We start from the raw sequence: 15,372 nt of genomic DNA, 5'->3' as shown, positions 1-15,372 counted from the left end.
TGCATTCCTTACAAACGACGCGCTTCGATGATGCCATCCAATTGACCAATACGCGACAACATGCGTGACAAGATATCGATATTGTAAATCTCCACGTCCATATCAATGACAGCTGTTTGGTCGGTGGTGTTGGAACGGCTCTTCACTTCCATCACATTAATTTTCTCATTTGCTAATAATGTAGTGATATCGCGCAGCAGCCCACTGCGATCCGCAGCAACAACACGCAGTGTAATGGAATAGCCACCGGAATAGTTTTCACCCCAGCGAACTTCGATCTGGCGTTCTGGGTGCGCCTCAAGTAAGTCTTGAAATTGGTCGCAATCGTCTCGGTGAATCGAAATTCCGCGCCCTTGGGTGATATAACCGACAATGCTATCGCCAGGTACTGGTTGGCAGCAACGAGCAATATTGGTCATCAAGTTTCCAACACCATCGACCAACACTGCGTCTTTGTTTGGCTTCTTATTGGGCGCAACTTGACGCTTTAGCAGCCGCTCAGTTAATTCTTCATCGGTGGGTTTGTGCAATAAACTTTGAAGGTAGTTCAGCACTTGATTAATGCGAATATCACCTGCCCCAACGGCAACTTGAAGCTCTTCGATTTTATTCAGGTTGAAACGTTTGAGAGCCTTATCCAGATGCGATAAGTCGATATTGACCTTGTTAAGTTCAGTTTCTAACAGCTCTTTACCTGCGGCCAAATTCTGATCTCGGTCTTGCAACTTAAACCAATGTTGTACTTTTGCACGCGCTCTAGATGAATTGACATATCCCATATTGGGGTTGAGCCAGTCACGGCTCGGTTTGCCGTTCTTAGCGGTTAAGATCTCGACTCTATCGCCCGTTTGAAGGTGATAAGTGAAAGGTACGATTCGCCCTCCAACCTTAGCTCCGATGCAGGTGTTACCAACTTGGCTATGCACATAGTATGCAAAATCCAATGGTGTTGAGCCTTGTGGTAAATCGACAACATCGCCGTTGGGTGTAAATACATACACGCGATCTTCAAATACTTGGCTTCTAAGATCGTCCACCAAGTTTCCACTCTCGGCAACGTCTTCTTGCCACGCTAAAATCTTGCGGAGCCATGCAATTTTATCTTCAAAACCACTGCGCCCAGAAGATTCGCCTTCTTTGTATTTCCAATGCGCGGCGACACCCAGCTCGGAATCCTCGTGCATTTGGTGCGTTCGAATTTGAATTTCAACTGTTTTACCTTCAGGGCCAACCACAACGGTATGAATTGAGCGATAGCCGTTGGGTTTTGGGGTAGCGACATAATCGTCAAACTCTCGATGAATATGCTGCCAGCTCGTGTGCACTACGCCTAAAGCGCCGTAACAATCTTGAAGCTTGTCCACCAACACTCTGACTGCGCGTACATCAAAAAGCTGCTCAAACGACAGTTTTTTGTTTTGCATCTTTTTCCAGATGCTATAGATGTGTTTAGGCCGCCCTTGTACCTCGCCTTCAATACCTTGACGTTCTAGTGCTGTTTGCAGTGAAGACACAAATTCGGTGATGTAGCGCTCGCGGTCGAGCCGCTTTTCATTCAATTGGCTAGCGATTTGCTTGTAAGTGTTCGGATGCAGGTAGCGAAAGGCGTAATCTTCAAGCTCCCACTTCAGCTGACCAATACCTAAACGGTTTGCCAGCGGTGCATAAATATTAGTGGTTTGACGAGCCACCATTACTCGCGTGTCTTCATCTGAATTCTTGACCGATCGTAAATAGCACACTTGCGATGCAAGCTTAATCACCACTGCACGCACATCTTCGGCCATAGCCAGTAACATGCGGCGAAGGTTATCCACTTGAGCAGCGGAAGCGTCCATACTTTGGCTATGTAGCGTGCTAATCGCATCCATTTTTTCAATGTTTTCGATCAGCGAACAAATGTCAGCACCAAAATTGCCATGAAGCACATCTTCATCAATTAAGCCCCCGTGCACTAAGGGCTCGATCATCGCGGCCAGTAATGTGTCGAGATCCATATGAAGGGTCAGCAGAATTTCAACCATTTCTCGCCCCTGACGAAGCAATTCTTGGCCTCCATCATGACCCGATTGTTCGACTATCTTGACGAGCAAATGGTAGGTTTCGGCAAATTTAAGCTGTTGACGTTCATTCGGCAGGGGAACGCCCGCGAGCCATTCGGCTACGGAGAATTCTGCTGTTTGATGCGCCTTCCGTACTGACACCATGCTGGACTTTCCTTAACAGTGATTACTTTTTTGAGGTCACTTTGCTAAACAATATCATTGATTCGAGATGATGCGTTTGTGGAAACATATCCAAGACACCGGCCTTCACGGCCTCATATCCATGCGACATCAGAATCGCGGCATCTCGAACCAAAGTAGCTGGATTACAGCTCACATAAAGCACTTTATTTGCTTTAGTTTTAGGTAATTGCGTCACGACCTGTTCGGCTCCTGCGCGGGCAGGGTCCATCAAAATCACATCCACCGGTCGCCACCACGCTTGCTGATTCAAAGGCTTTGATAAGTCGGCTTGCGCAAATTTTACGTTTTCAACGCCATTCATTTCTGCATTTTCTATGGCTCGACAAACCATGTCGGTTACTCCCTCAACTCCGATCACAGTCCGGCTATGTTGAGCAAGCGGCAAACTAAAGTTACCAATTCCGCAAAACAGATCCAAGACATGTTCTTCACCGGTGAGTTCAAGCCACTCAATCGCTTGCTGAACCATCTTCGCGTTCACGGCTAAATTACTTTGCACAAAGTCATTTTTAAGATAATTGAGAGTCAGGCCAAATTCGTTGAGTGGATAACTCAATGATGTTTCTTCCGCGAGCCATGTTACTTGGTGTGCTTCAAGCCACGCATCCAATGTTTTCTTGTCGGCTTTGCTCCAAGGAGTCGTTCGGTGCAGCCATATGCCAACGTTTCCCTGACTCAGTTGCACATCAACATGCCCCACTTTAGCTGCTTCATTTAAGCTGCCCAGTAACGATTTAATGGGAGCAATGAGAGCTTGTAATTCAGGCGCAAGTACAATGCATTCAGAAATATTTAAAATTCGGTTGTTCTCTGCATTTCTAAATCCTAGCTTGACTTGCTTGCGACAATCCACGGCAAGCCTTGCTTTGGTTCGATAAGCAATCTGTTGCTCAGACAATACTGGAGCAGCCCACTGACTAACATTAATCTGGCGTTTCTTTAGCAAGCGCTCTAATGCAATTTGTTTATACTCTATTTGACGCTGGGCTTTGAGGTGCTGTAATTGGCAACCTCCACACACCTGATAGTGGCTACACAAAGGTGTGTCGCGCTCATCACTGGGTGTTAACACTTCTTGTAGCGCCGCATGAATTGGCCCCTTTGCCGGAATGTCGGCCGTGACTCGCACGGTATCTCCGGGCAATCCCCCTGCCACAAACACCATTCGTTGCTGCCAGCGCCCTACTCCTTGGCCTTTTAGATCGAGGTCATGAAGGGCGAGATTAAATTGTTTTTGTGGCGCTTTTTTGCGTTCTGCGGGTTTAAAAAACTGAGCCATCTAGATTCTCGTTGGTTAGCAATTGGGCAAATGCCGTTTGCTGTGTCATGATAAGACGTTATTCATAAAATTGTCCCACATTACGCCACCATGACAAAGTACGGTCTGCGAACCTGGATGATATTGCTGACCTTAACGCCAACGATATTGGTTGGGTTATTGCTCGGAAGCTATTTTACTGTATCGCGCTTTCAACAAATAGATGATCAAATCATCGACCAAGGCATCAACCTTATTGAGCCTTTGGCCATTGCCGCCGAGCATGGCTTAGTCACTGATAGCCGCGAACACCTCATGCGCCTGATTGGAGTGACGCATCGCAAGCACTCGCCTGCAATACGCTCAATTACAGTGTTTGATGCCAACCACGATATTTTTGTGGGCTCAAATTTTCACCGCCAGTTTGACACATTACGCCTGACCAAAGGCTCGACAATCCCAACACAAACTTCCGTTAACAAAATAGACGGATTTATTGTTTTACGCGCGCCAATTCTACCAGACGTTGCCCGAGGGAATGGTAAACAGCAGCAACCTGTGGGTTATATTGTGATTCAACTAGACCGCAGCAGCGCTTTACTTGAACAACACCGCACCGCGTTTTACACCTTTTTAATTATTCTTGCAGGCACTGCAATTTGTGTTCTGTTTACCATGCGCTTGGTTGGCAAGGTGACTCAGCCCATCGTAGATATGGTTCAGGTCATCGATAAAATTAGAAAAGGAAAATTAGAAACCCGCTTAGCAGGAAATCACATTGGCGAATTAGAAGACCTGAAAAATGGTATTAATGCCATGGCGGTATCGCTCACCGAGTCGCAATCTGAGTTACAGCACAATATTGAACAAGCCACTGGAGATTTACGAGAAACACTTGAACAAATCGAGATTCAAAACGTTGAATTGGATCTTGCCAAGCGTCGCGCGCAAGAAGCCGCTCGTGTGAAAACAGAATTTTTGGCCAATATGAGCCATGAACTAAGAACACCGCTAAACGGCGTTTTAGGCTTTTCGCGGCAACTGTTAAAAACTCAACTTGGCGGGCCGCAACGCGATCAAGTGTTGACCATTGAAACATCTGCACAAAACCTACTGGGTATCATCAATGACATCCTCGATTTGTCCAAACTCGAAGCTGGCAAACTGACGCTAGAACAAGTGCCGTTTATTCTGCGTGATGCCATTGACGAAACAATGCAAATGCTCGCACCCGCGGCCTATCAAAAATCGCTCGATTTGGCGGTAGTCATTGAAAATGAAGTTCCCGATGATTTACTGGGAGATTCCTTGCGGATTAAGCAGGTCATGACCAACCTGGTGGGTAATGCGATTAAATTTACTAACGCCGGCTCTATTGAAATAGAGGTTCAACTTGAACAAATTCATGGCGATCAATCTTCCATAAAAATCGGCGTGAGAGATACCGGTGTGGGTATTTCTGAAGAGCAACAACAAGCGCTATTCCAAGCCTTTGCACAAGCCGACGCGAGTATCTCACGTCGCTTTGGCGGCACTGGGTTAGGCCTTGTCATTACCAAGCGCCTATTGCAAGAAATGGGGGGAGACATTGGCTTAGAAAGCGCCGTGGGCAAAGGCTCCTATTTCTGGTGTACCTTTACAACTCGAATCAGCCCAATTGCACTAACTGACAACCGCCACCCAGAAGAAATGATTGGTAAGTCTGTGTTGTTGTTTGAACCTCAAGCGCGAGCTATTGAAAGTATTGAAAAGCCGTTGCATGACTGGTTGATGAACGTGACACCATGTCGCAGCAGCGATCAGTGGCTGTCACTGGTTTCTAAAAGTATTCAATATGACTACGTGTTGATGTCGATTGACCACTTCGATCAACAGCAGCTCGAACATGAACTCAATCGTTTATCGCAAATCACTCGTCGAGCCATTCTTATGACGGCTTATTCAGGCAACCATAATCTCGAAAATTTAACCCATTACCGAGATATGCATGTCAATTATTTACTCAAACCAGTGGTGAGCCCGCGCCTCATTGCAGCATTGAAGCATACATTTTCGCAAACAACTGCGATGCATGATGTTGCCGTCTTAGAAAACACGATTGCATCGGTGAGAAAACCAATGAAAGTGCTGGCGGTGGATGATAATCCGGCCAACTTAAAACTCATTGTGACTCTGCTCAAAGAAAAAGTGAGTCAAGTGGCCATGGCCACCAGTGGTGATCAGGCCGTATTGATGGCCCAAAAAGAAAGCTTTGATATCATATTCATGGATATTCAAATGCCCAACACGGATGGTGTGACCGCGACACAGCGCATCCGACAAGACACGTTTAACCGCTCCACTCCTGTTGTGGCTGTGACTGCACACGCATTGCCCGAAGAAAAGGCGTCGTTGCTTTCTAGCGGTATGGATGATTACCTCACCAAGCCCATCGAAGAATCACTGCTCGACAACATTCTAAACCACTGGCATCAAGCACAAAACCAATCAGCTGATGCCTTAACATTTATCAATCATCCGCTTGTAGATTGGCCTCAAGCGTTGATTCAAGCTGGCGGGCGCACTGAGCTTGCCAAAGAAATGTTGTCGCTGCTAATTGCCTCGTTACCCGACTCCCAACGCGCTATTAATCAGGCATGGCTCACTAAAAATCTAGATGAATTAAAAGCTCAAGTACATCGTCTGCACGGAGCGTGTTGCTATGCAGGGGTGCCGCGCCTTAAGCAAGCCGCAGAGCAGCTCGAAACAGAATTGAAAAACAGCAGTGCTGTAAGTGAAGCTGAACCTGAATATTTTGAGTTGGATGATTTGCTTGAGCAACTGATCTCCAACCCGCCAAACGGGCTTCAAGATTCTAAAACAACCGTGGCGAGTGCATGATCTTTTTCGTCAGATAAGCTTAACCAGCAATGCCTAACTCCGGCTTTATCTGCGAGCTGCTTAGCAATTCCAGATAAGGTGAGGACAGGTTGACCGGAATCTTTGTTGTGAACATTGAAATCCTGGAAGCTAACCCCTCCAGCAACGCCTGTGCCCAATGCTTTAGCAGCAGCTTCTTTAGCCGCCCATCGTTTAGCAAGAAAGCGTTCGGGGTTTGAATGCTGGTTAAATATTTCTTGTTCAGAATCGGTTAACACTCGCTTTACGAAGCGCTTGCAGTGATTGCCAGTCACCACCGCTTCGATACGTGAAATTTCAACCAGATCATTCCCTAAACCAATAATAGCCAACCGTCGCGCTCCTAGTGCAATATGAAACTATTTAATCGCCGAGCGCACTCGCGCTTCAACAATGAGTCGCTTCATTGTTTCCACTGCCTCTGGCAAACCTGAGTAGATAGCGCGGGCAATAATAGAATGCCCAATATTGAGCTCTTCGATTTGTGGGATAGCAGCAATAGGCACAACGTTGTGATAATGCAACCCATGCCCAGCATTGACGCACAAGCCAAGATCATCGGCAAACTTTGCGCCATGAGTAATTTTGTTGAGCTCTTGAGCAATAGCCGCGTCACCCACTACATCGGCATAAGCCCCGGTATGCAATTCAATATAAGGAGCTCCCACAGCTTTGGCAGCTTCAATCTGAGCTTCTTCTGCATCGATAAATAATGAAGTTTTAATACCTGCCTCAGCAAGCATTCCTACCACGTCCTGCATACGGCTTTGATGACCTAAAACATCCAGCCCGCCTTCGGTTGTAAGCTCTGCGCGTTTTTCTGGGACTAAACACACAAACTCAGGCTTAATACGAGTTGCAATTGCGACCATTTCATCAGTGGCAGCCATCTCTAAATTCATCCGCGTATTTAGCGTTTGCGCTAAAATTTCAACATCTCGGTCTTGAATATGTCGACGATCTTCGCGTAAATGAATGGTGATGCCATCGGCTCCCGCTTGCTCCGCAAGGCTCGCAGCATGGACCGTATCGGGATAAGCGACCTGTCTTGCCTGACGCAATGTTGCTACGTGATCAATGTTCACGCCTAAGAGAATTTCTTTCACGAATTACCTCGTTTCATCTGTAACCATACATCCCGACTTTTAAGTGGTTTGTCTCCAAGCAATGGAGCAAAACGTTGTCGAGACAAATGTTTTGCGGCTCGAAGAACCGCTTCGTTGCCGTATTCACCCGCTTCAATATGATTCAAATGCCAGCCTTGAATAAAGCCAGCCTGTTGAGTTTCAACTAAGCCGTGAGCGCCGTCCCACGCAAAATATACGTGGTTATCAAACTCCATGTTTGGCAAACCATACCCAAGATAATTTAGCAGTTCATGTTCAAACCGGCGTAATATCACTTCGAATTGAGTGTCTAAAAGAGAAAGAGCCGAAATGCTCGCACCGTAGTGAATAAAAAGCTCAGGAGCAGGTTCTGAGTTATCGAGCAACCGGCTGACTAACTCATTCAGATAAAAACCGGCATATAAATGATCACCCGACAGTTCAAACCCACATTGGCTTGCTTCTGCCTGATGCATTGTGCCCAAGTCTGTTTTGCTCTGCCAGCTCATGATAATGGGTGTAAACGGCTGCAGAATTGCACTTAGGGGGTTTTTCTTGCGACGTAAGCCTCTCGCAACAAGCCTCACCAAGCCATAATCTCGACTCAGCACATCAATTAATGCTGAGTCTTCTCGGTAAGGACGCCGGTTGAGCAGGTAAACCGGCTGCAACTGCGCCCTCAACATTTAGTCTTCGCCGTAACCTAAGCTGCGTAATGCTCGCTCATCGTCGGCCCAACCACTTTTGACCTTGACCCAAATTTGTAAAAACACTTTTTGATCGAACAAACGCTCCATGTCCAAACGCGCGTCGCGGCCAATGACTTTGAGCTTCTCGCCGCCTTTGCCAATCACCATGCGTTTTTGGCCTTCGCGTTCAACCAATACCAATGCATTAATTTCAGCGATGCCTTTTTCGTTCACTACAAAACGCTCGATTTCTACAGTCACGCTGTAGGGCAGTTCATCCCCTGTAAAACGCATCAACTTTTCACGCACAATTTCTGCGGCCATAAAGCGTGAAGAACGGTCAGTGATGTAGTCTTCTGGGAAGAAATGTTCGCACTCAGGAAGGTTGTCTAACACATACGCCATCAAGGTATCGATATTGGTGCCTTTTTCTGCAGAAATAGGCATGATTTGGGCAAACGACATTTGGTCTGATAAACGCTGTAATACTGGCAGCATTGTCGCTTTGTCTTTAATCAAATCAACTTTGTTAATCACAGCAATTACTTTGACGCGTTTGGGTAGCGCACGTAACTTCTGTACGACCATATCATCATCTTCAGTCCACTGATCGCCATCACTCACAAACACAACCATTTCCACATCCGCTAGACCCGACGATGCGGCGCGGTTCATCAAACGGTTAATGGCACGCTTTTCTTCAATATGAAGGCCTGGTGTGTCGACAAACACGACCTGCTTTTCTGCTTCAGTGAAGATCCCCATAATACGGTGGCGGGTGGTTTGCGGTTTTTTGGAGGTAATACTGACTTTTTGACCCAGTACATTGTTCAGTAATGTTGATTTGCCAACATTGGGGCGCCCAACAATTGCAACCATACCTGCGCGTTGGTGTGTCATATTTTTGCCCCTTCGGCATTAAGTGCGTTGATAACCATTTCTGCTGCGGCTTGCTCTGCTTTTCGTCGGCTTGTTCCTTTGGCCACAACTGATGCCATTCCTTGCACCTGACAGCTTACGGTAAATGTTTGATTGTGTGCCTGACCCCGCGTGTCAGTCACAGCGTAGTCGGGTAAATTTAGTTGGCGGCCTTGAAGGTACTCTTGAAGGCGCGTCTTGGCATCTTTCAGTGCAATCGGGCTGATCGTTGTTAACCGTTCTGAATACCAGTTTAAAAGCATTTTTTTTGCGGCTTCGATTCCGGCATCTAAGAACACGGCACCAATAATGGCCTCAACCGCATCGGCTAGAATAGATTCTCGGCGGTGGCCCCCGCTTTTCATTTCTCCGGGGCCCAAACGGACCACCGAGCCTAAGTCAAATTCTCGGCCAATTTCTGCCAGAGTTTTACCTCGTACGAGCGTAGAGCGCATTCGGCTTAAATCGCCTTCGGCATGATCTGGAAATTTTTGATACAGCGCTTCTGCAATGACCATTCCTAACACAGCATCTCCAAGATATTCGAGGCGCTCATTGTGTTGGCTATCGGCACTACGGTGAGTCAACGCTTGCTTGAGCAAGCTTAGTTCAGAAAACTGGTGCCCCAAACGCTTTTGTAGCGGCATTAGTAAATTGGCACTCAATGCCATTACTGGATACTCCCGAGTCGTTCAAAACGAACCCCGGTAGGAATCCAAGCAGGCAACATGGATGATTCTTCACGCTCAAACTCAAAGCTCATCCAAATGAAAACCGCTTTGCCCACCAAATAATGCTCAGGTACAAATCCCCAAAATCGGCTATCGCGAGAATTATCACGGTTATCACCAATCATAAAATAAGAATCGGCTGGAACTTTCCACTCGTCAAGCTGAGTTCCAGCTTGCTTGTAATAATCGTTGATGCGGTCTGGATAAGCAGGGTTCATCAATATTTCATGCCTTGCTTCGCCTAGCTGCTCATTGGCTTTGACCAAGGGGAATGGCCCTTGCAAAAATTCGCTCTGCCCCATCAATTCCATATCAACTGCTTTGTAACTGCCACAATCGGCACTATTGTCACACGCAGGACGAATGTACAGACGCTTATCGCGATAAATCACAGAATCACCGGGAAGACCCACTACACGCTTAATGTAATCCACATTCGGCGCTTCTGGATATTTGAACACCACAATATCGCCACGCTCAGGACTGCCTGTTTCAACCAGTTTACTGCGAACCAATGGATCCCTTAATCCATACGCATACTTTTCAACCAGAATGAAGTCGCCCACTAACAGTGTCGGCATCATTGAGCCTGAAGGGATTTGAAACGGTTCGTATAAAAACGAACGAAGAATCAATACAAAGGCCAACACTGGAAATATTGACACTGAAGTTTCAATCCAGCCGGGTTGCTCTTCCATGTCTTCTTTAACATTGAGAGGCAAGCCTGCATGGGTTTGCGACTCAGCTTTTTCGACCGTCTCGGAGCGTTTTTTGCTCCATACGAAGCGCTCCATTGCCCACACCACACCGGTAATAACCGTGAGTACAAACAGCAATTGCGAAAAATAGGTGGCCATTCAAATATCCTTTTTAGTTGTCCACTTTCAAAATAGCGAGGAATGCTTCTTGTGGTACTTCAACATTGCCAACTTGCTTCATGCGCTTCTTACCTTCTTTTTGCTTGGCAAGTAGCTTTTTCTTACGGCTAATATCACCGCCGTAACATTTCGCAATCACGTTCTTACGCATTTGTTTCACGGTGGTACGTGCAATGATATGTCCGCCAATTGCGGCTTGAATTGCAATATCGAACATTTGACGAGGAATCAGATCTTTCATTTTCTCAACCACCAAACGGCCACGAGACTGAGCGTTGTCTTGGTGACAAATAATCGCTAAAGCATCCACTCGTTCGCTGTTAATCAAAATATCAACACGCACCATTGGCGCTGCATTAAAGAATTTGAAATTATAATCTAAAGACGCGTAACCACGGCTTGTTGACTTGAGTCGGTCGAAGAAATCTAACACCACTTCAGCCATTGGGATTTCGTACGTCAATGCGACTTGCTTGCCGTGATATGCCATATTTTTCTGCACACCGCGTTTCTCAACACACAAGGTAATCACATTGCCTAAGTGTTCTTGCGGAACGAGGATATTTACGTCAGCGATAGGTTCGCGGATCTCGGCAATATTATTTAAAGGCGGCAGTTTAGATGGGCTATCGACCATCTCAATGTCACCACTATTTAGCGCCACTTCGTAAACTACGGTAGGTGCTGTGGTAATCAGTTCAAGGTTATATTCACGCTCAAGACGCTCTTGAATGATTTCCATGTGCAGCAAGCCTAAGAACCCACAACGGAAACCAAAACCAAGCGCACTGGAACTTTCTGGCTCATAAAACAAGGAAGAATCATTGAGGCTTAATTTGCCCAAGGCATCACGAAAGCCTTCGTAATCATCCGAGCTGATTGGGAAAAGGCCTGCATATACTTGCGGTTTAACGCGCTGAAAGCCGGGCAGAGCTGTTTCTGAAGGCTTACGAGTCAGTGTTAAAGTATCACCCACTGGCGCGCCCAAAATGTTTTTCATGCCGCACACAACCCAGCCCACTTCACCGGTTGATAAACCATCGGTATCTGTTTGCTTTGGCGTAAAAATACCGATGCGGTCAACGCCCCAGTCTTGGCCCGTGCTCATCACACGGATCTTGTCACCCTTGCGTAAGGTACCGTGTTTCACTCGAACAAGTGACACAACGCCTAAATACGAATCGAACCATGAATCAATAATCAGGGCTTGAGTTGCATCATCTTCACCGCCAGTCGGAGATGGAATCTCTTTTACAATTCGCTCAAGTACATCTTCAATACCGATACCGGTTTTAGCTGAACATCGCACGGCATCAATCGCATCAATCCCCACAATATCTTCAATTTCTTCAGCCACACGCTCTGGGTCGGCCTGTGGTAAGTCAATCTTGTTCAGAACTGGAACAACTTCCAAGTCCATTTCCATTGCGGTGTAGCAGTTCGCTAGCGTTTGTGCTTCAACGCCCTGCCCTGCGTCCACCACCAGCAATGCACCTTCACACGCGGCCAATGAACGAGATACTTCATAGGAGAAGTCGACGTGGCCTGGCGTATCAATGAAGTTGAGTTGATATATTTCACCGTCGTTTGCGGTGTAATTCAACGTCACACTTTGCGCTTTAATGGTAATACCGCGCTCGCGCTCCAAGTCCATGGAGTCGAGAACTTGTGCTGCCATTTCACGCTCTGAAAGACCTCCACAATATTGAATCAAACGGTCAGACAAAGTCGATTTGCCGTGATCAATGTGGGCAATAATAGAAAAGTTGCGAATGTGCGATTGATTCATTGAGTCTGTAACTATCTGGCTAATGGGAACGTTAAGGGCGCTGATTGTACTGAAAATCAGCGCCGGAGGCTATGTTTGCAAGTATTCAGAAAGTTGATTTAATTTCTGTGGTCACAACTTCAGGGATAACACGCTTAATTCTAGGCTCTAACCATTCTTTTTGATTAAGATTTTGATGCCAAATTCTAGCTATTTTATATCCCAGCCAAGCGCCGCCTGCGGCCCATGCAATGACCGTGATTTCATGCAAGCCTAAGCGCTCAACAAAAAGCCATTGAGCACCGAATGCCAATAGCAACATCGACAGCATTGGCAACACAAACATTAGCCCTGCGGCGGTGAGTAAACCTTGCTCTGGAATCGCAACAACGACCTGAGTCCCCACTTGTAGCTGATCATCATAGGGCAATGACAATTTATGATATCGCGTCTCAAGTGCTCGATTGACCTGTCCATTGCCACATTGCTTGTCCGAACAACTATCACAACTGGATTTGCGCGCAGCTTCGACCACCACCATGCCTGAGCGGCTTTCGACGACCGTTGCGATTGTTTCAATCACGGTTGTTTACCCAGTTTATTGCTGCTTTGCGCTTCGGGGTAAACGCCTTCAGCAATGCGCTTTATTGTTTCAGGTGGCAAAGTACCAATGACCGCGACTTCCATACCATCTTTGGCGATCGTGATGAGATTGGTGGCTCCTTGACTGACAAGTGATTGACCGGGTTTACCATCAATGGCTGCGCCAATGTATATGGAAATTGAGCTAATCCCATCGCTGTACAACTGATAATCAACTAGGTTTTCTGTCATGCCCAGACGATGACGATCTCGGCCGAGTAATTTAAATCCACGAGGGAGGTATCGAGCGGTCCACTTCACCCGTGTAGGTGTGCTTGCTGAGTCGGGTTCAAGGAGCGGCACTGCAGCGGGCATATCAACTTGTGCCAGTTTTTCAATGATAGGGGTTGGCTGTTCAAAGTATTGCGTCGACACAATTTGAACATGTTCCAGTGGTTCACCGCTAGGCGATACTTTATCGGCTCTTAGTAGCATGCCAAGATCGGCATCAAGCCAAACCCACAGGCTATAACGGTCACCATCTTTAGGCTCAATACGAATGAGCTGAGCAGCACGGCCCATCACTCTGTTTCGGCCCCCTAACACAAATGTGTAGCTTTCTTCGAGCGCCTCAATACCCGAAATAAACGCTTGTGGGATTGGACCCACTGAACGCTCTCCGGAAACGGAGTATGGCGGCTCGTCATGCTGGAAATAGGTCACTAAACCACCCCGATGCAGAATTTCACGTTCTGGACCATTCAGGTAATTCACATGGACAATTTCTTCACCATCAATAACACCATGCTCAATCACAACAGGTTCAAAGTGTTGTTGATAAACACGGATCAGCGACAATGAATAATTTGCAGCTTGAAATGTTTGCCCCATACGGAGCAGCCAAGCTTTGGCTGATGGAGTCGTAGCAATATTAGCGTCACCTGCATACACAGGACTGCCAATCGAGAAGAGAAGAACGGTTGCAGCGACGACACACTGCAACCACTTGTTCTTAATGTTCGGCTTGTTGATTTGGTGCCTTAATTTCATCGTGTTGGTTAGCAACATTTCCTTGAAGGTCTGGCTGCTGAATTCTCAGTTGAAGCTCATGGTCTTGGAAATATGCATTAATTCGACGTCGTTGTTCAATCAATCTTTCACGTGCTTCTGCTTGATTTGATGCAGAAGACGTTTGAGGCGCGGCCGCATTTAAGCTCACAGGAGCAGCAGTAACGCCCGCCACAGGCGTAGTATTCAGTACAGGAAGGCGCTGCTCTGGCGACTCATCTCCACTATGTTGCACACCGACAATTGCAACCGCAGCTACAGTTGCAGCAATTGCATATTGCCCTGCCTGACGGAACATACGAACAACTTTACCCGGGACTTTAACGCTTGAGGTGCTTGTCGCCTTGGGCGCCAAAACCGTAGGTTCTTCTGCAATCGCAGCAGAAACACGATCAGCAAAGCTGCTGTCGGCTAAGGTGACATTTTCACCGCGCATCGCATCACTCACTTGATGGTGAGTGGCCCAACGACTCTGTAATTCAGGGTCGGACAACAATGCTTCAATCGCGTCGTCATCCCATTGGTCGTCGGCTAATGCAGATACCTGCTCTAACTTATCAGTCATCATTTCAATGTGCCTGTCATCTTATTCACAATTAACGTTGGAGTAACGGTTCTAAACGTTTCTCAATTGTTTCACGTGCTCTAAAAATTCGGGACCTAACAGTGCCTACTGGGCAATCCATTACGCCGGATATTTCTTCGTAGCTCATGCCTTCTAGCTCGCGCAACGTGATTGCTGTGCGCAAATCCTCGGGTAAGCCATCAATTGTGTCGAACACAACTTTTCTGATTTCATCAGACAATGCTTCCCGTTCAGGAGATGCAACTTCATGCAACACTTCACCACCTTCATAGAACTCAGCATCTTGAGCATCTACATCAGCGGCTGGCGGGCGTCGGCCTTGAGACACCAAGTAATTCTTCGCGCTGTTCACTGCAATTCGATACAACCAAGTGTAGAACGCGCTCTCACCTCGAAATGAACCGAGTGCTCGATAGGCTTTGATAAAAGCTTCTTGCGCAACATCCTGCACTTCATTTGGATTCTTAATGTACCGAGCAATTAAACTATGAACCTTGTGTTGATATTTTGTAACCAACAAATCAAATGCACGTTTATCGCCTTGCTGAACCCGTTCGACCAATTTTTGGTCGAGACTTTGTTCGCTCATTCGAGCCGAATCTCCTGTATAATCCGTAAACTTCAACTTAGTCATCGGCTAA

General features: G+C 46.7%; 14 protein-coding genes. 1 reads left to right on the top strand and 13 read right to left on the bottom strand.

The features are described from left to right. Positions 1 to 8 precede the first annotated feature (8 nt). Together relA and rlmD are read right to left on the bottom strand one after the other, a co-directional pair. Positions 9 to 2,207 (bottom strand): GTP diphosphokinase, encoded by a 2,199-nt coding sequence (relA, locus tag NAF29_RS03955; protein ID WP_251260180.1) that lies wholly within the window; start codon positions 2,205 to 2,207, stop codon positions 9 to 11. A 22-nt stretch (positions 2,208 to 2,229) separates the two neighbouring features. Next, positions 2,230 to 3,528 (bottom strand): 23S rRNA (uracil(1939)-C(5))-methyltransferase RlmD, encoded by a 1,299-nt coding sequence (rlmD, locus tag NAF29_RS03950; RefSeq protein ID WP_251260179.1) that lies wholly within the window; start codon positions 3,526 to 3,528, stop codon positions 2,230 to 2,232. A gap of 90 nt (positions 3,529 to 3,618) precedes the next feature. Between rlmD and barA the strand changes: the two genes are divergently transcribed. Then, positions 3,619 to 6,387 (top strand): two-component sensor histidine kinase BarA, encoded by a 2,769-nt coding sequence (gene barA / locus NAF29_RS03945; RefSeq protein ID WP_251260178.1) that lies wholly within the window; start codon positions 3,619 to 3,621, stop codon positions 6,385 to 6,387. Here barA and acpS read toward each other — a convergent pair. The 11 genes from acpS to rpoE form a co-directional block, all read right to left on the bottom strand. Next, the gene (gene acpS, locus NAF29_RS03940; protein WP_251260177.1) at positions 6,354 to 6,737 is read right to left on the bottom strand and encodes a holo-ACP synthase; all 384 of its coding nucleotides are present in this window, start codon (positions 6,735 to 6,737) and stop codon (positions 6,354 to 6,356) included. The two genes, barA and acpS, sit on opposite strands and share 34 nt — an antisense overlap. Before the next feature lie 27 nt (positions 6,738 to 6,764). Next, positions 6,765 to 7,511, bottom strand: a complete 747-nt coding sequence (pdxJ, locus tag NAF29_RS03935) for a pyridoxine 5'-phosphate synthase (protein WP_251260176.1) — start codon at positions 7,509 to 7,511, stop codon at positions 6,765 to 6,767. Beyond that, complete coding sequence (recO, locus tag NAF29_RS03930) at positions 7,508 to 8,197, bottom strand: DNA repair protein RecO (protein ID WP_251260175.1); 690 nt, start codon at positions 8,195 to 8,197, stop codon at positions 7,508 to 7,510. Before recO ends, pdxJ begins: the two co-directional genes overlap by 4 nt. Then, entirely contained in the window at positions 8,198 to 9,100 is a 903-nt protein-coding gene (gene era, locus NAF29_RS03925; protein WP_251260174.1) for a GTPase Era, read from the bottom strand. Further along, a complete protein-coding gene (gene rnc, locus NAF29_RS03920; RefSeq protein ID WP_251260173.1) occupies positions 9,097 to 9,789 on the bottom strand; it encodes a ribonuclease III in 693 nt (230 codons plus the stop codon). Before rnc ends, era begins: the two co-directional genes overlap by 4 nt. Beyond that, positions 9,789 to 10,706 (bottom strand): signal peptidase I, encoded by a 918-nt coding sequence (gene lepB, locus NAF29_RS03915; RefSeq protein WP_251260172.1) that lies wholly within the window; start codon positions 10,704 to 10,706, stop codon positions 9,789 to 9,791. Before lepB ends, rnc begins: the two co-directional genes overlap by 1 nt. A gap of 13 nt (positions 10,707 to 10,719) precedes the next feature. Next, positions 10,720 to 12,516 (bottom strand): translation elongation factor 4, encoded by a 1,797-nt coding sequence (gene lepA / locus NAF29_RS03910; protein WP_251260171.1) that lies wholly within the window; start codon positions 12,514 to 12,516, stop codon positions 10,720 to 10,722. An 85-nt stretch (positions 12,517 to 12,601) separates the two neighbouring features. Then, positions 12,602 to 13,078: a SoxR reducing system RseC family protein gene (locus NAF29_RS03905; protein ID WP_251260170.1), complete on the bottom strand. Its 477-nt coding sequence runs from the start codon at positions 13,076 to 13,078 to the stop codon at positions 12,602 to 12,604. Next, positions 13,075 to 14,127 carry a MucB/RseB C-terminal domain-containing protein gene (locus NAF29_RS03900; protein WP_251260169.1) on the bottom strand — a complete coding sequence of 351 codons (1,053 nt, stop codon included), beginning with the start codon at positions 14,125 to 14,127 and terminating at the stop codon, positions 13,075 to 13,077. Before NAF29_RS03900 ends, NAF29_RS03905 begins: the two co-directional genes overlap by 4 nt. Beyond that, a complete protein-coding gene (locus NAF29_RS03895; RefSeq protein WP_251260168.1) occupies positions 14,090 to 14,713 on the bottom strand; it encodes a sigma-E factor negative regulatory protein in 624 nt (207 codons plus the stop codon). The genes NAF29_RS03900 and NAF29_RS03895 overlap by 38 nt, the downstream gene beginning before the upstream one ends. Positions 14,714 to 14,741: 28 nt before the next feature. Continuing rightward, the gene (gene rpoE / locus NAF29_RS03890) at positions 14,742 to 15,320 is read right to left on the bottom strand and encodes an RNA polymerase sigma factor RpoE (RefSeq protein WP_251260167.1); all 579 of its coding nucleotides are present in this window, start codon (positions 15,318 to 15,320) and stop codon (positions 14,742 to 14,744) included. Positions 15,321 to 15,372 lie beyond the last annotated feature (52 nt).

This window comes from Echinimonas agarilytica (assembly GCF_023703465.1).
Taxonomy (GTDB): Bacteria; Pseudomonadota; Gammaproteobacteria; order Enterobacterales; family Neiellaceae; genus Echinimonas; species Echinimonas agarilytica.
Note: the sequence above shows the minus strand (reverse complement) of the source record. Positions and strands in the feature narration are given on the sequence as shown.